Source organism: Robbsia andropogonis, from assembly GCF_000970345.1.
Taxonomy (GTDB): Bacteria; Pseudomonadota; Gammaproteobacteria; order Burkholderiales; family Burkholderiaceae; genus Robbsia; species Robbsia andropogonis.
Genome location: NZ_LAQU01000006.1, coordinates 85,596 through 102,166, shown reverse-complemented (window position 1 = coordinate 102,166; position 16,571 = coordinate 85,596). Strand labels below are relative to the sequence as shown.

Sequence of the window (16,571 nt, the reverse complement as noted above, 5' to 3'; positions counted from 1 at the left end):
ATCGCCGCGACAATCTTGCCTGGATGCTTACGCCGCCAGCAACTGGCGCAACACGAACGGCAGAATGCCACCATGTTTGTAGTAGTCGACCTCGATCGGTGTGTCGATGCGCAGCAGTACACCAACACGGTCCGTCTTGCCATCGGCGCGATGGATCACCAGCGTGACCTGTTGTTGCGGCTTGAAGTCGTTGCCCAGGTCTTCGATGTCATACGTCTCGTCGCCGGTCAGGTTCAATGAGGCAGCGCTGTCGCCGTCCTTGAACTGCAACGGCAAGACGCCCATGCCCACGAGGTTCGACCGGTGGATTCGCTCGAAGCTACGTGCGACAACAGCCCGCACGCCCAGCAATTGCGTACCCTTGGCCGCCCAGTCACGCGAGCTGCCCGTGCCGTATTCTTCGCCGCCGAATACGATCGACGGAACGCCGGCATCCACATAGCGCATTGCCGCGTCATAGATCGACATCTGTTCGCCGCTCGGCTTGTGGATCGTGAGGCCGCCTTCGACACGGTTGCCATTGGCGTCCAGCGGGATCATCAGGTTCTTGATCCGCACGTTCGCAAACGTGCCGCGCATCATGACTTCGTGGTTGCCGCGGCGTGACCCGTAGCTGTTAAAGTCGGCCTTCTGCACGCCATTGGCCTTCAGCCAGACGCCGGCAGGCGACGTTTCCTTGATCGAGCCCGCCGGGCTGATGTGGTCGGTGGTCACCGAGTCACCAAAGATACCCAGCGCGCGCGCGCCCTTGACCGGGGTGATCGTGGCGGCAGGGGTCATGCTGAAGTCTTTGCCGAAGAACGGGGGCTCGGCGATGTAGGTCGACTTCGGCCAATCGTACACCTGGCCTTCCGCGCCTTCGATCTTGCTCCACAGGTCGCCCTTCTTCGTCAACTGCGAGTAGTTCTTGCGGAAGACGTCCGAGTTCAGCGCGAACTTCAGCAGCGATTGCACTTCTTCGCTGGTCGGCCAGATGTCGCCGAGGAACACGTCCTTGCCGGCGGCATTGCGGCCGACAGGTTCGGTCATCAGATCGCGCGTGATGTTGCCGGCAATGGCGTAAGCCACGACCAGCGGCGGCGATGCCAGGAAGTTGGCGCGGATGTTCGGATGAATCCGCGCTTCGAAGTTCCGGTTACCCGACAATACCGCCGCGGCGACGACATCGTTCGACGTGATGGATTCATTCAGCGCCGGTGTCAGATCGCCTGCGTTACCGATACACGTCGTGCAGCCGTAGGCGGCCAATTCGAAGCCGAGCTTCGACAGGTAGGGCAGCAAGCCGGTGGCGGTCAGGTAATCCGTGACGATACGCGATCCAGGGGCCAGCGACGTCTTGATATGCGGCGCCACCGTCAGGCCGTGCTCCACGGCTTTCTTGGCCAGCAGACCAGCCGCCAGCAGCACGCTCGGATTCGACGTGTTCGTACATGACGTAATGGCGGCAATCAGGATGTCGCCGTTATGCAGCGCCACGCCGTCTTTCGTCGTGTAGGTCTCTTCCAGTTGCGCGGCTGTCTTGGCAAAGCCGTTTTCCGCGACCGGCTTCGTGAACAGGTCCTTGAAGTTCGCCTTGACGTTGCCGATTTCGATCCGGTCCTGCGGCCGCTTCGGGCCCGCCAGGGAAGGCGTCACGCTGCCGAGGTCCAGCTTCAGCGACTTCGTGTAGTCGATCTCGCCGGTCTTGGGCACGCCCCACAGCTCTTGGGCCTTGAAGTAGTTTTCGAACGCGCTGATTTCCGCATCGGTCCGTCCGGTGCCCTTGAAATAGTCGATCGTCTTCTCGTCGACCGGGAAGAAACCCATCGTCGCGCCGTATTCCGGTGCCATGTTGCCTATCGTGGCACGGTCGGGTACTTGCAGGGATGCCGTGCCTTCGCCGAAGAATTCAACGAATTTGCCGACCACTTTTTCGCGGCGCAGCATTTCCGTGATCGTCAGGACCAGGTCGGTCGCCGTGACGCCCTCGCGCAGACGGCCCGTCAGCTCGACGCCGACAACGTCCGGCGTCAGGAAATAGACCGGTTGACCGAGCATGCCCGCTTCGGCTTCGATACCGCCCACGCCCCAGCCCACCACGCCGATACCATTGATCATCGTCGTGTGGCTGTCCGTGCCGACCAGTGTATCCGGGTAGTACACGGTATCAGCGCCTTCGGTACGCTTGTGGACGCCGCGCGCAAGATATTCCAGGTTCACCTGGTGGACAATGCCAATGCCCGGCGGCACGACCTTGAACGTGTCGAATGCCTGCATGCCCCACTTCATGAACTGGTAGCGCTCGTTATTGCGCTGGAATTCCAGTTTCATGTTCAGGTCAAGCGCGTCTTTCTGGCGGAAGTAATCGATCTGCACCGAGTGATCGACTACCAGATCAACCGGAACCAGCGGTTCGATCGACTTCGGATTCTTGCCGGCACGCTCGGCGACGCCACGCATGGCGGCGATATCGGCCAGCAGCGGTACGCCGGTGAAATCCTGCAGCACGACACGCGCCACGACAAACGGGATTTCGTCGGTACGCTTGGCGTTCGGCTTCCAGTTCGCCAGTTGCGTGACGTGCTCTTCGGCTACCTTCTTGCCATCATAGTTGCGCAGCACCGACTCGAGTACCAAACGGATCGATACCGGGAGCCGTGACACATCGACACCCAGCGCCTTGCCGAGCTGGGGCAGTGAGTAGTACTTGCCAGTACCGGCGCCGCTTTTGAATTCCTTCAGCGTTTGGTGCAGATTGTGGGCCATGGTATGTCCTTGGTTTTTATCGCGTCGTTGCCGCGTGTCTCGGGGGAGAGGACCGCCTTCCCGTGACCGTCTTTTGCGCGGTCTCGTGAAGGCGGTCCGTGATGATGCTTAATCTACCAACATGCACTACCAAAACAAACCCATCGATACGTGAGCAATGCGCTGTCTGCGCAATTAGTTACGGATCAACTCGTTCGATTGCGTTGGTGCGGGCGTACCGTGTTCACGCATCTCGGTGGTCATGCATTCATCGGCCAGGCGCGTTTGATCGCCTTTGTCCATGAACAACATTGCTTTCGTCGGGATCACGACGAGGTCCATGCCCGATGCCGGATCGTAGAAACGGTCCGCGCCCGTTGTCGTGGCTTCACGCGGCAACTTGTAATCGCGACCCTTCCAGAACATCGTCAGGATCTGGTCGCGTTTCATGTTGCCAGCGAGAAACAGCGACTCGCCCTCGGCACATGCCCATTTCTCGGCACCCGGAGGAATGGCGGCGGCCGCTGCGGCTACCGGCACGGCCTTGCGAGCCGTCCGGCGCCGCGAGGATGCACGTTCGCTACGTTTCGCGGGAGCCTTTTTCGCCACCGGTTTCTTTGCCGGGGCCGTGGTCGTCGGCGTCGTGGACGTCGTGCCTTGTGCAAATACCGGCGCCGACACGGCACCGGTAACCAACAGACCGCAGGTGAGCAGCGCGGCGGTCAAGTTTTTCATCTTCGACATAAAAACCTTTCAGATCAACGTGAGAGAGTCAGCTTACGAGGCAACAACGTCGCGGTCGGTTGGTGAGCCACCCAGCACTGTCTGCCGTGTTGCGGGATTCCCGCCGAAGGCAAAAGGGGCTGGCACCGGCACGAGCCGACCTGCGCCGGTCCTGCGCGCGCAGACGCTATTCTGGCGCATTCCGCAGCGCCTCTCTCAAATTTATCCGTTGGGGAAAACGACGGGGGCAACCGGGCGTTGTCATCGCGCATCGGGCAAACGCCTGCGGGCCCTTATGGCCGGGGATGATGGCCGGGCAGGGTGCTGCGAATGACGCCGTATTGGGCATCGAACCGAAGTCGTCCATCGTCGTGAAGAAGGGGGGCTCTCGTTACCGCTTTTTGTTACGGTGCGTTATTTTGCCGCTTTGCTTCGCGCGCTGGTTGTTCGCGCAAGCGGCACGGCCACGGGCTCCGGCGCGGCGATCGATGCGCTACGCCGGAGCGACGTGATTTACAGCAGGTGCTTGACGCCGTCGCGCTCTTCCTCGAGCTCCGCCAAAGTCTTGGCGATCAGCTCCTTCGAGAAGGCATCGATTTCCAAGCCTTCGACCAGCTTGTATTCACCGTTTTCCGTGGTGACCGGCAGACCGAAGACGATGTCCTCCGGCACGCCATAGACGCCCGTCGACGGGATGCCCATCGTGACCCACTTGCCATTGCTGCCCAGCACCCAATCACGAACGTGGTCGATGGCGGCATTGGCCGCCGATGCCGCCGACGAGAGGCCGCGTGCCTCGATGATCGCGGCGCCCCGCTTCCCAACCGTCGGGATGAATGTGTCGGCAATCCAGGCTTGGTCGAGCGATGCGTGCAGGGCCTTGCCGGCGCTGGTCGCAAAACGCGTATCCGGGTACATCGTCGGCGAGTGGTTTCCCCATACGACGAGCTTTTCGATGCTGCCTACCGGCACGTTCGATTTTGCCGCCAACTGGGAGAGGGCGCGATTATGATCAAGGCGCAGCATCGCCGTGAAGTTCTTCTTCGGCAGATCGGGTGCCGACTTCATTGCGATATAGGCGTTGGTGTTTGCCGGGTTGCCCACGACCAGTACCTTGACGTCCCGGCTAGCCACATCGTTCAGGGCCTTGCCTTGGACCGTGAAAATCTCCGCATTCGCGCTCAGCAAATCCTTGCGCTCCATGCCCTTGCTGCGCGGACGGGCACCCACGAGCAACGCGATGTCGGCGTCCTTGAACGCAACCTTCGGGTCGTCCGAGGTGACAACGCCTTCCAGCAGCGGGAACGCGCAGTCTTCCAGTTCCATCACCACGCCCTTCAGCGCGTTCTGGGCTTGCGGCAAGTCCAGCAGTTGCAGGATGACGGGCTGGTCCGGACCCAGCATCGCGCCACTGGCGATGCGGAACAGCAGGGAATAACCAATCTGACCTGCGGCGCCGGTAACGGCGACGCGCTTGGCGGCTTTAGCCATGGACGACTCTCCTATTTATTCGATGTCGACAGATCTCGCGATCTGCATCTTTTCGGGCCATTCCGGGGTGCGCCGGACGACCGGCCCGCATTTGCGCGCGCCGTGCCGTACCACGCACGGCAGGGGTTCCCCCGCTGCCGTTTCACCGGTCGTGACCGAGTCTCGCTATTGTAGGCGCGTGCAGGCGCTTTCCGCCATTGCGGCCGTTCTCCACTGAATCGCGAGCAAGTTTAGGAGTCGTTGCGACGAAAGTCAAACCCTATCTTATGTCTTATATAAGACATGATATTTTCTGGACAAAAGGATGGACGGAATTTGACGGGTTGTGATGAAATGTCGGCCATGCGTACTGTCCCGTCCTTGCCGTCCACGATGTCCAGCCCGTCCGGTCCCGCGGAGGCGTCCCGCGGCACGTCGGGGGCGGCAGCGCCCGCATCTCCCGAGCGCCCCGACGACGGGGCGCCCTCTCATCCGACGGCATTGCCGGAGCCGATGAAGCGCGAGGGTGACGGGGCGCCGGGGATCGCCGGTTTAGCGACGGCCGCCGTCGTTCCAGCATCCGCCGCCGCGGCGCCCACGCCGGCGTTTACGCCCCCTACATTCAGCCCGTTGTATCGTCAGATCAAGGGCCTGATCACACAGAGCCTGGAGAGCGGCGAATGGCGGCCCGGAGACGTCATCCCCAGCGAAATCGAACTGGCTGCGCGCTACGGCGTTAGCCAGGGAACGGTTCGCAAGGCAATCGACGAGCTGGCGGCCGACAACCTCGTCGTACGACGTCAAGGTAAGGGTACGTTCGTTGCTACCCACAATGAGGACAGGGTCCAGTTTCGCTTCCTCCGGTTACTGCCAGATGACGGTACCATTCGTCCGCACGTCAGCGACGTGCAGCAGTGCCGTCGCACCAGGGCACCTGCGGACATCGCACGCCAGCTCGACATGAAGCCGGCCGAGAGTGTCGTGCAAATTAAGCGCGTGCTGCGTTTCGATGGCGAGACCCAGCCCACGGTTTTTGAGGAAATCTGGTTGCCGGGCGCGATATTCAAGGGTTTGACGATGGAGCGACTGGCCGGCTACAAGGGGCCGTTCTACGCGATGTTCGAGAGCGAATTCAATACGCGGATGATTCGCGCGAGCGAACGGGTGCGTGCGGTGGCGGCTGTCAGGGAAATAGCCGCCCTTCTCCAGGTCTCGGAAGGCACGCCGCTTTTGAGCGTCGAGCGCCTGTCCTACACCTATGGCGACAGGCCGGTGGAAGTGCGGCGGGGCTGGTATCAGACTGATCGCTTTCATTATCAGAACGATCTAAGCTGAGGAATAGCGATAATCTAGGATGGACGACGCGCCAAGATTGCGCGCGACCGGTGGCAAACGATTACAATGCCCGCGATCATTGTTGCTTACATCGCGCAAGGGCGTGCGCTGATTCGCCGCGGCAATGAGACGAAAAAGCGCTAAAATTGCGAATTCGCGTTCTAACGAGGGGTCTAGCAATGGCTGAAGCAGTAAAGAAACCGAGGCCGGAATTCCGGAATATCGGGATTGGGCAATTAGCGGGATACCGGCTGCCGCTGGCGGGCAAGGTTTCCATCCTGCACCGTATCAGCGGTGGGCTGTTGTTCTTATTGATCCCTTTCGCGCTTTACTTGTTTGAACAGAGCCTGACATCGGAGCTCTCGTTCGGCCAATTGAAAGCTTTCTTCGCGAACATTATCGTCAAGCTTGTCATTCTGGCGCTGTCCTGGGCATTTGCGTTCCACTTCTTCGCCGGCCTGCGTTTCCTGCTCGCCGATACCCACAAATATGTGAGCAAGGAAGGCGGACGCAATACCGCCGGTGCCGTTCTCGTCCTGTCGTCGCTGTTGACGATCGTGATCGCGCTGAAACTGTTCGGGGCTTTCTGAAATGACAAGTAAGAACAATATCGGCGCAAAGCGCCTCGTCGTGGGTGCCCACTACGGCATGTTCGATTGGCTCGCGCAACGCGTGACCGCCGTGATCATGGCCGTGTTTACCGTCGTCCTGCTCGTCTGGTTCTTCGCGGCATCGAATTTCTCGTATGAAGGCTGGGCATCGATCTTCGCGCATCAGTGGATGAAGTTGCTGACGTTCGTCACGCTGCTCTCGTTGTTCTATCACGCGTGGGTCGGTATTCGCGACATCTGGATGGATTACGTGAAACCGGCGGTTATCCGGCTGCTGCTGCAAGTGTTGACGATCCTCTGGCTGGTCGCCAGTGCCGGTTACGCTGTACAGATCCTGTGGAGAGTTTGAGCATGGCTGCAATCAAGAATTCGCTTCCCCGTCGCAAGTACGACGTTGTCATCGTCGGCGGCGGCGGCTCGGGTTTGCGTGCCGCGCTGCAACTCTCCCGTGCCGGCCTGTCGGTCTGCGTCCTGTCCAAGGTTTTCCCCACGCGCTCGCACACGGTGGCGGCGCAGGGTGGCATTGGCGCGTCGCTGGGCAATATGAGCGAGGATAACTGGCACTACCACTTCTACGACACCATCAAGGGCTCGGATTGGCTGGGTGATCAGGACGCGATCGAATTCATGTGCCGCGAAGCACCGAATGCGGTGTATGAACTCGAACACATGGGCATGCCGTTCGACCGCAATGCCGATGGCACGATTTACCAACGTCCGTTCGGCGGCCATACGGCAAACTATGGTGAAAAACCGGTGCAACGCGCCTGTGCGGCCGCGGACCGTACTGGTCATGCCTTGCTGCACACGCTGTATCAACAGAACGTCGCCTCGAAGACGCACTTCTACACCGAGTGGATGGCGCTCGACCTGATCCGCGATGCCGAAGGCGACGTATTGGGCGTGACGGCGCTCGAAATGGAAACGGGCGACATCTATATCCTCGAAGGCAAGACGACGCTGTTCGCCACGGGCGGTGCGGGCCGGATCTTCGCGGCATCGACCAACGCGTTCATCAATACCGGCGACGGACTGGGCATGGCCGCGCGTGCGGGCGTGCCGCTGCAGGACATGGAATTCTGGCAGTTCCATCCCACTGGCGTGGCGGGCGCGGGTGTGCTGATTACCGAAGGTGTGCGCGGCGAAGGCGGCATTCTGCGCAACTCTAACGGCGAGCGTTTCATGGAGCGCTACGCGCCGACGCTGAAGGATCTGGCGCCGCGCGACTTCGTGTCCCGTTCGATGGACCAGGAAATCAAGGAAGGTCGCGGTTGCGGTCCGAATGCGGATTACGTGCTGCTGGACCTGTCGCACATCGGCGCTGATACGATCATGAAGCGTCTGCCGTCGATTCGCGAAATCGCGATGAAGTTCGCGAATGTCGATTGCATCAAGGAGCCGATCCCGGTCGTGCCAACGATCCACTACCAGATGGGCGGTATTCCGACCAATATCTACGGTCAGGTCGTGGGCAAGGGCAACGACTACGATGCGCCGGTCAACGGTTTCTACGCCGTGGGTGAATGTTCGTGCGTGTCCGTGCACGGTGCCAATCGCCTGGGTACGAACTCGCTGCTGGATCTGGTGGTCTTCGGTCGTGCGGCAGGGAATCACATCATCAAGCATGTGGGGGAACTGGGGCGCGAGCACAAGCCGCTGCCCGAGAACGCCGCCGATGCGACGCTGGCGCGTCTGGCGAAACTTGAAGGCACGACATCCGGCGAATACACGCAAGATATCGCCAACGATATCCGCAAGACGATGCAGACGCATGCCGGCGTGTTCCGGACTTCCGCGTTGATGTCCGAGGGCGTGGACAAGATGGCCGAGCTGATCGAGCGCACGAAGCATGTGCATCTGAAGGACAAGTCGAAGGTGTTCAACACCGCGCGCGTTGAAGCGCTCGAGCTGGATAACCTGATCGAAGTCGCGAAGGCGACGATGATCTCGGCCGAAGCCCGCAAGGAAAGCCGCGGCGCGCATGCGCATAGCGACTTCGAACATCGTGACGACGATAACTGGATGAAGCACACGCTGTTCTACAGTGACGATCAACGCCTCGAATACAAGCCGGTGAAGATGAAGCCGTTGACGGTCGAATCCGTGCCGCCGAAGGCGCGGACGTTCTGATCGGCAAATCGAAAACACCCCCACGATAAAGGCATGCCTGGTCGGATAAAGGGGTCGGAGGAACAGGAGGGCGGGAGCAACGGTTTCCCGCGCGCGAGACAGGCGGGTGCGCCGGCGCGGCCCCCGTTCTGAAATGCAGGGAACCTGTTCTTGCCACGGACCCCACCCGGAGGCAGCAGAGGAAAACGAGATGAGCAAACGAATCTTTGAGGTGTATCGCTACGATCCAGACCAGGACGCGGCGCCGCGGATGCAACGCTACGAAATCGAAATCGGTTCGGGCGACCGCATGCTGCTCGACGCGCTGGTCAAGCTGAAGGCCGTTGATGAGACGATCGGTTTCCGCCGTTCGTGCCGTGAAGGCGTCTGCGGTTCCGATGCGATGAACATCAACGGCAAGAACGGCCTGGCCTGCTTGACGAACATGAACGATCTGCCGGAAAAGATCGTGCTGCGCCCGTTGCCGGGCTTGCCGGTCATCCGTGACTTGATCGTCGATATGACCCTGTTCTTCAACCAGTATCACTCGATCAAGCCGTATCTGATCAACGATACGCCGCCGCCGGAAAAGGAACGCCTGCAGACGCCGGAAGAACGCGATGAACTGGATGGCCTGTACGAATGCATCCTGTGCTCGTGCTGCTCCACGGCATGCCCGAGTTTCTGGTGGAATCCGGACAAGTTCGTCGGCCCGGCCGGGCTGTTGCAGGCCTATCGCTTTATTGCCGACAGCCGCGATCAGGCAACCGGCGAGCGCCTGGACAACCTGGAAGATCCGTACCGCCTGTTCCGTTGCCATACGATCATGAACTGCCTGGACGTCTGCCCGAAGGGTCTGAACCCGACGCAGGCAATCGGCAAGATCAAGGAACTGATGTTCCGCCGCGCGGTATAAGTGAGAAAGGAGTCAGACATGGTTTCCACTTTCGAAGCCGGCGCCGGCACCGGGTCCACATCGGAGGCGACGCTGGCGACAGTGCCGGCCGCGGGCTCGCCTGCATGGCAGCGTGCGCCGGAGGCGGGAGCCGTGTCAGAGTATCAGGACGATCACGCGCATCAGGCGGATCCGTTACGGCGTGCACGGCTGCGTTGGCGCGCGCGACGGGGCCTGCTGGAAAACGATCTGTTTCTGCAACGTTTCTTTGACCGATATGAGCATACGTTGAGTGATCAGGACGTGGCCGGGCTGACGCGCTTGCTGGACCTGACCGACAACGACCTGATGGATCTGTTGCTGGGCCGGCGTGAGCCGGACGGCGAGTTGGCTTTGCCCGAAGTGACAGGGCTGCTGGGGCGGCTGCGGGAAGCGTGATCGCCGCGGCCCCGCCCTGACAAGACGGTGAACGCGGGCGTGATCAGAAGTGGATCGCGCGGCCGCGCTCGATTAATTCAATTCGATTACAGGAAGAGACATATGACACCGACCACGTCAGACGTAAAAGCCACGCTATCGTTTTCCGACGACTCGCCAAGCGTAGAGCTGCCGATCTATAAGGGTACGCTTGGTCCAGACGTCATCGATATCCGTAAGTTGTACGGCCAGACCGGCAAGTTCACGTACGACCCGGGGTTCATGTCCACCGCGTCCTGTAATTCGGAAATCACCTATATCGACGGCGATAAGGGTGAACTGCTTTATCGCGGCATCAAGATCGATGATCTGGCGCAAAACGCGGATTTTCTCGAGACCTGCTACCTGCTGTTGAAAGGGGAATTGCCGAACGTGGCGCAGAAGGACGAGTTCGTCGACACGGTGACCAAGCACACGCTGGTGCATGAACAGATGCAATTCTTCTTCCGTGGCTTCCGTCGTGATGCGCACCCGATGGCCGTGCTGACCGGTTCGGTCGGTGCGTTGTCCGCGTTCTACCATGACTCGCTCGACATCACGAATCCGCAACACCGTGAAGTCTCGGCCATCCGCCTGATCGCCAAGCTGCCGACGTTGGTCGCCATGGCGTACAAGTACTCGATCGGCCAACCGTTTGTGTATCCGCAGAATGACCTGTCGTATTCGGCAAATTTCATGCGGATGATGTTCGCCAATCCGTGTGAAGAGTATCAAGTCAACGACGTGCTGGTACGTGCGCTCGACCGTATTTTGATCCTGCATGCGGACCACGAGCAGAATGCGTCGACGTCGACGGTGCGGCTGGCCGGTTCGTCGGGCGCGAATCCGTTTGCGTGTATCGCTGCAGGTATCGCCTGTCTGTGGGGTCCGGCGCACGGTGGTGCGAACGAAGCGGCGTTGACCATGCTGGAAGAAATCGGCTCGGTCGAGAACATTCCGGAATTCATCAAGCAGGTCAAGGACAAGAATTCGGGCGTGAAGCTGATGGGCTTCGGTCACCGGGTGTACAAGAACTACGACCCGCGTGCGAAACTGATGCGCGAGACCTGCCACGAAGTGCTCGAAGAGCTTGGCCTTCACGATGACCCGTTGTTCAAACTGGCGATGGAACTGGAAAAGATCGCGCTCGAAGACGAATACTTCGTATCGCGCAAGCTCTATCCGAACGTCGACTTCTACTCGGGTATCGTCCAGCGCGCGCTCGGTATTCCGACATCGATGTTCACCTGCATCTTCGCAATGGCGCGTACCGTCGGCTGGATTGCGCAGTGGAATGAGATGATCGCTGACAAGGACCAGAAGATCGGTCGTCCGCGTCAGTTGTATGTGGGGGAATCCGTGCGTCCGGCACCGGAGATCACAAAGCGTTGATTGTAGCGCCAAGCGCCGCGCGGTTCGCGGTGCTTGGACCGACTTGGCGCGTTGGCGAAGCGGCCCTGATGGGCCGCTTTTTTTTGGGAATTGCACGACGGGGCTCGGGTACGAGTCCGGAAAGGCGTCATCGACGAGGTTTCACATCTTGGAAAGCTTGTTGAAAGTCGTACCCAGCCCTATCCGAAAGAAGATGTTTTCCCTCGTTTTCCAGGGGGGGAATTGCGCCGTGGGCACTGTGTAATATGGCATAATGCGCAATACAACCCCCAATATGCAGTAAAAATGCCCGGCAGCGGCGATCCGTGCGGATTTTACCCGTGCGGTTTGGACGCCGGGGTGTCCGCGCCGGCGACGGCCGGCAGTTTCGAGATAGAAACAAGATGGCTCAAACTCTGTACGACAAGCTGTGGGACGCGCATGTAGTTCGCACAGAAGAGGACGGAACGGCGACGCTGTATATCGACCGTCAACTTTTACACGAAGTGACGAGTCCGCAGGCGTTCGAAGGGCTAAAGCTGGCAAATCGTCCGGTATGGCGCTTGAGTGCCAATCTCGCCACGTCGGATCACAACGTGCCGACGCTGGGGCGCAAGGACGGCATCACCGATCCGATTTCGAAACTGCAGATCGATACCCTAGATGCGAATTGCGACGCGAGCGGTATCACGCAGTTCAAGATGAATGACCTGCGCCAGGGAATCGTTCACATCATCGGGCCGGAACAAGGTGCGACGTTGCCGGGCATGACGGTGGTCTGCGGAGATTCGCACACGTCCACGCATGGCGCGTTCGGTGCGCTGGCGTTCGGCATCGGCACGTCCGAGGTCGAGCACGTGCTCGCCACGCAGACGTTGTTGCAGAAGAAGAGCAAGAACATGCTGGTGCGGGTGGAGGGTCCATTGCCGCGCGGGTGTAGCGCGAAGGACGTCGTGCTCGCGATTATTGGCAAGATCGGCACTGCCGGTGGTACCGGCTATGCGATCGAATTCGGCGGCTCGACGATCCGTGCACTGTCGATGGAAGGCCGGATGACGGTCTGTAACATGGCCATCGAGGCGGGCGCGCGTGCCGGCATGGTCGCCGTCGACGATACGACGATCGATTACGTGCGCGGCCGCCCGTTCGCACCCACTGACGCGGAATTCCCATCGGCTGAGCGCTACTGGCGCACGCTGGTATCGGACGCCGATGCGACGTTTGATCGGGTTGTCGAGTTGTCCTCGGCCGATATCGTGCCGCAAGTAACGTGGGGCACGTCGCCGGAGATGGTTTTGCCGATCGACGGTCGCGTGCCGGATCCGGATCAGATCAAGGATCCGGTCAAGCGCGATGCCGTCGAGCGCGCTTTGAAGTACATGGGCTTGACGCCTAACACGCCGATGGAGTCGGTCAACATCGACAAGGTCTTTATCGGTTCCTGCACCAATGCGCGGATCGAAGACCTGCGCGCCGCGGCTTATGTCGTGAAGCGGCTGAATCGCAAGGTGGCGCCAACGGTGCGGCAGGCCTTGGTCGTCCCGGGCTCGGGCTTGGTCAAGGCGCAGGCTGAGCGTGAAGGGTTGGACCGCGTGTTCATCGATGCCGGTTTCGAATGGCGTGATCCCGGTTGTTCGATGTGTCTGGCAATGAACGCGGACCGGCTCGAACAGGGTGAGCGTTGCGCGTCCACGTCGAATCGGAATTTCGAAGGCCGGCAAGGCGCGGGTGGTCGGACGCATTTGCTGAGCCCGGCCATGGCGGCCGCGGCTGCGATCGAAGGGCACTTCGTCGACGTGCGGAAGATGGCCTAACTGGATCAGCGGGAAGCGAATACAGATGGAAAAATTTACCGTCCATAGCGGCTTGGTCGCGCCGCTCGATCGTGCGAACGTGGACACCGACGCGATCATCCCGAAGCAGTTCCTGAAGTCGATCAAGCGGACCGGTTTTGGTCAGAACTTGTTTGACGAGTGGCGTTACCTCGATCATGGCGAGCCAGGGCAGGATTGCTCGACGCGGCCGTTGAATCCCGATTTCGCGCTGAACCAATCGCGTTACAAAGGGGCAACGGTGTTGCTGGCGCGCGAAAACTTCGGTTGCGGTAGCTCGCGTGAGCACGCGCCGTGGGCCTTGACGCAATATGGTTTTCGCGCGGTGATCGCGCCGAGCTTCGCCGATATCTTCTTCAACAACTCGTTCAAGAACGGGCTGTTGCCTGTCGTCCTGACTGAACAGCAGGTGGATAGGTTGTTCCAGGACACGGCCGCTTTCGTCGGATTCAAGCTGGTGATCGATCTTGACGCGCAGCAAGTGCGTACAGAGGATGGCAGCGTTGCCTATCCGTTCGAGATCTCGTCGTTTCGCCGTTATTGCATGTTGAATGGCTTTGACGATATCGGTCTGACGTTGCAGCACGCGGATGCGATCCGAAAGTTCGAGGCGGAGCGCCTGTTGCGTCAACCCTGGCTGGGCAAGCGCGTACTGTAGGAACCCGCCGCGCCGCGTGCCGCGGCGGCCAGAGATCCGTCTTGCCCGCGCCGTGCTTTTCGTAGAGAGATAGAGATGAAGATTGCGATATTGCCCGGTGATGGCATCGGGCCGGAGATCATTGCCGAGGCGACCAAGGTTTTGAACGCGCTCGATGAGCGTTTCGAATTGGAAAGCGCACCAGTTGGCGGTGCGGGCTACGAGGCGAGCGGGCATCCGCTGCCGGAAGCCACGCTGTCCCTGGCGAAGGCTGCCGATGCGATTCTGTTCGGCGCCGTGGGAGATTGGAAATACGACAAGCTGGACCGTCCGTTGCGTCCCGAACAAGCCATTCTCGGCTTGCGCAAGGAACTGCAATTGTTCGCGAACTTCCGGCCAGCGATCTTGTATCCGGAATTGGCGAGTGCGTCCACGCTGAAACCGGAAGTGGTTGCGGGCCTCGATATCCTGATCATTCGCGAATTGAATGGCGACATCTATTTCGGTCAGCCGCGAGGGCGTCGCCAGGCGAGCGATGGTCTGTTCCCGGGCGCGCTCGAAGGCTTCGATACCATGCGCTATAGCGTGCCGGAAATCGAACGGATCGCGCATGTGGCGTTCCAGGCGGCGTCCAAGCGTGACAAGAAGCTGTGCAGTGTCGACAAGTCGAACGTGCTGGAAACGTCGCAATTGTGGCGCGACGTGATGACCGACGTATCGAAGCAGTATGCCGATGTTGCACTGTCGCACATGTACGTAGACAACGCGGCAATGCAGCTGGTGCGCGCGCCGAAGGCCTTTGATGTGGTGGTGACGGGCAATATGTTTGGCGACATTCTGTCGGATCAGGCGTCGATGCTGACCGGATCGATTGGGATGCTGCCGTCGGCGTCGCTGGACAAGGCCAACAAGGGCTTATATGAGCCGTCGCACGGTTCGGCGCCGGATATCGCGGGCAAGGGCGTGGCCAATCCATTGGCGACGATCCTCTCGGCGGCGATGATGCTGCGCTTCACGCTGGGTCTCGCCGAGCAGGCCGATCGCATCGAGGATGCGGTCAAGCAGGTGCTGCGTGATGGCTTGCGCACGGCCGACATCTGGGCGGCTGGCACGGAGAAGGTAAGTACCGCGCAGATGGGTGACGCGGTGGTGAAGGCGCTGCGCGCATAGGGCGTGCGGCGGTACTGTGACGAGTGGGTGACGCGATGAAGACGGTAGGTCTCGTAGGTTGGCGGGGAATGGTGGGGTCGGTCCTGATGCAGCGGATGCAGACGGAAGGCGACTTCGCGCTGATCGAACCGGTGTTTTTCAGCACCAGCAATGCGGGCGGTGCCGCGCCGACGTTCGCCAAGAACGAGACACGCCTGAAAGACGCGACGTCGATCGACGACCTGAAACGTTGCGACATCATCATCACGTCCCAGGGTGGCGATTACACGACCGAGGTCTATCCAAAGCTGCGTGCAGCCGGGTGGAAGGGCTATTGGATCGACGCCGCCTCCACGCTGCGGATGAAGGAAGATGCCATCATCATCCTGGATCCGGTCAACCGTTCGGTGATCGACCAGGGGCTGCGGGACGGCATTCGCGACTACATCGGCGGCAACTGCACCGTCAGCCTGATGATGATGGCGCTCGGCGGCCTGTTCCAGCATGACCTGGTCGAGTGGATCAGTGCCATGACGTACCAGGCGGCGTCCGGCGCGGGCGCGCAGAACATGCGCGAACTGCTGTCGCAGATGGGGACGTTGCAGCAGGCCGTCGCGCCGGCGCTCGCCGATCCGGCATCCGCGATCCTCGATATCGATCGCAAGGTTGCCGAGACGATGAATGGTCCGGACATGCCCATCGCGCAATTTGGCGTGCCGCTGGCCGGATCATTGATCCCCTGGATCGACAAGGATCTGGGGAACGGCCAGTCGAAGGAAGAATGGAAGGGGCCGGCCGAAACCAACAAGATTCTCGGCAAGATTGCCGGACAGGCGGGTTCGATCCCGGTCGACGGATTGTGTGTACGCATCGGCGCCATGCGCTGCCATTCGCAGGCACTGACGATCAAGCTGAAGAAGAATGTGCCCTTGTCGGACATCGAGGGCCTGATGGCGCAAGCCAACGATTGGGTGCGGGTGGTGCCGAATACCCGCGAGGCGTCGATGCGCGACCTGTCGCCCGCCGTGGTGACCGGAACGCTCGATGTACCGGTGGGGCGCCTTAAGAAAATGGCGATGGGCGACGACTACCTGTCGGCGTTCACGGTAGGCGACCAATTGTTGTGGGGTGCCGCCGAGCCACTGCGTCGGATGCTGCGCATCCTGCTGGAGGCCTGACCTGGTTCGCTTCGGTTGGTGGAAGGGTCGCGCGGGCCGGACGAAATCGGACGACTCGCCAGAATCGGCCGCTGCGTTGGC

At 60.5% G+C, this 16,571-nt stretch carries 14 protein-coding genes; 11 read left to right on the top strand and 3 right to left on the bottom strand.

What is annotated here, in order from left to right:
- Window positions 1-27: 27 nt before the first annotated feature.
- From acnA to WM40_RS07900, 3 genes are all read right to left on the bottom strand, one after another.
- A complete protein-coding gene (gene acnA, locus WM40_RS07915) occupies window positions 28-2,745 on the bottom strand; it encodes an aconitate hydratase AcnA (protein ID WP_024901389.1) in 2,718 nt (905 codons plus the stop codon).
- Window positions 2,746-2,919: 174 nt separating this feature from the next.
- Window positions 2,920-3,459, bottom strand: a complete 540-nt coding sequence (locus WM40_RS07910; protein ID WP_024901388.1) for a hypothetical protein — start codon at window positions 3,457-3,459, stop codon at window positions 2,920-2,922.
- Between the two features lie 501 nt (window positions 3,460-3,960).
- Window positions 3,961-4,938, bottom strand: coding sequence for a malate dehydrogenase (locus WM40_RS07900; RefSeq protein WP_024901386.1), 978 nt, complete (start codon window positions 4,936-4,938; stop codon window positions 3,961-3,963).
- A gap of 492 nt (window positions 4,939-5,430) precedes the next feature.
- Here WM40_RS07900 and WM40_RS07895 point away from each other — a divergent pair, with 492 nt between their 5' ends.
- The 11 genes from WM40_RS07895 (at window position 5,431) to asd (ending at window position 16,490) form a co-directional block, all read left to right on the top strand.
- Entirely contained in the window at window positions 5,431-6,252 is an 822-nt protein-coding gene (locus tag WM40_RS07895) for a GntR family transcriptional regulator (protein ID WP_082102526.1), read from the top strand.
- Between the two features lie 179 nt (window positions 6,253-6,431).
- The gene (gene sdhC, locus WM40_RS07885; RefSeq protein ID WP_024901384.1) at window positions 6,432-6,842 is read left to right on the top strand and encodes a succinate dehydrogenase, cytochrome b556 subunit; all 411 of its coding nucleotides are present in this window, start codon (window positions 6,432-6,434) and stop codon (window positions 6,840-6,842) included.
- A 1-nt stretch (window position 6,843) separates the two neighbouring features.
- Window positions 6,844-7,212, top strand: coding sequence for a succinate dehydrogenase, hydrophobic membrane anchor protein (gene sdhD / locus WM40_RS07880; protein ID WP_024901383.1), 369 nt, complete (start codon window positions 6,844-6,846; stop codon window positions 7,210-7,212).
- Between the two features lie 2 nt (window positions 7,213-7,214).
- The gene (gene sdhA / locus WM40_RS07875) at window positions 7,215-8,993 is read left to right on the top strand and encodes a succinate dehydrogenase flavoprotein subunit (protein WP_046152615.1); all 1,779 of its coding nucleotides are present in this window, start codon (window positions 7,215-7,217) and stop codon (window positions 8,991-8,993) included.
- A gap of 190 nt (window positions 8,994-9,183) precedes the next feature.
- The gene (locus WM40_RS07870) at window positions 9,184-9,888 is read left to right on the top strand and encodes a succinate dehydrogenase iron-sulfur subunit (protein ID WP_024901381.1); all 705 of its coding nucleotides are present in this window, start codon (window positions 9,184-9,186) and stop codon (window positions 9,886-9,888) included.
- 132 nt (window positions 9,889-10,020) lie between these two features.
- Window positions 10,021-10,305 (top strand): FAD assembly factor SdhE, encoded by a 285-nt coding sequence (locus WM40_RS07865; protein WP_036006692.1) that lies wholly within the window; start codon window positions 10,021-10,023, stop codon window positions 10,303-10,305.
- A 102-nt stretch (window positions 10,306-10,407) separates the two neighbouring features.
- Complete coding sequence (gene gltA / locus WM40_RS07860; protein WP_024901379.1) at window positions 10,408-11,715, top strand: citrate synthase; 1,308 nt, start codon at window positions 10,408-10,410, stop codon at window positions 11,713-11,715.
- Window positions 11,716-12,098: 383 nt separating this feature from the next.
- Complete coding sequence (gene leuC / locus WM40_RS07855) at window positions 12,099-13,508, top strand: 3-isopropylmalate dehydratase large subunit (protein WP_024901378.1); 1,410 nt, start codon at window positions 12,099-12,101, stop codon at window positions 13,506-13,508.
- Window positions 13,509-13,533: 25 nt separating this feature from the next.
- Entirely contained in the window at window positions 13,534-14,184 is a 651-nt protein-coding gene (gene leuD / locus WM40_RS07850) for a 3-isopropylmalate dehydratase small subunit (protein ID WP_024901377.1), read from the top strand.
- Window positions 14,185-14,259: 75 nt separating this feature from the next.
- Window positions 14,260-15,333 carry a 3-isopropylmalate dehydrogenase gene (gene leuB, locus WM40_RS07845; RefSeq protein ID WP_024901376.1) on the top strand — a complete coding sequence of 358 codons (1,074 nt, stop codon included), beginning with the start codon at window positions 14,260-14,262 and terminating at the stop codon, window positions 15,331-15,333.
- Window positions 15,334-15,368: 35 nt separating this feature from the next.
- Window positions 15,369-16,490, top strand: a complete 1,122-nt coding sequence (gene asd, locus WM40_RS07840) for an aspartate-semialdehyde dehydrogenase (RefSeq protein WP_024901375.1) — start codon at window positions 15,369-15,371, stop codon at window positions 16,488-16,490.
- Window positions 16,491-16,571 lie beyond the last annotated feature (81 nt).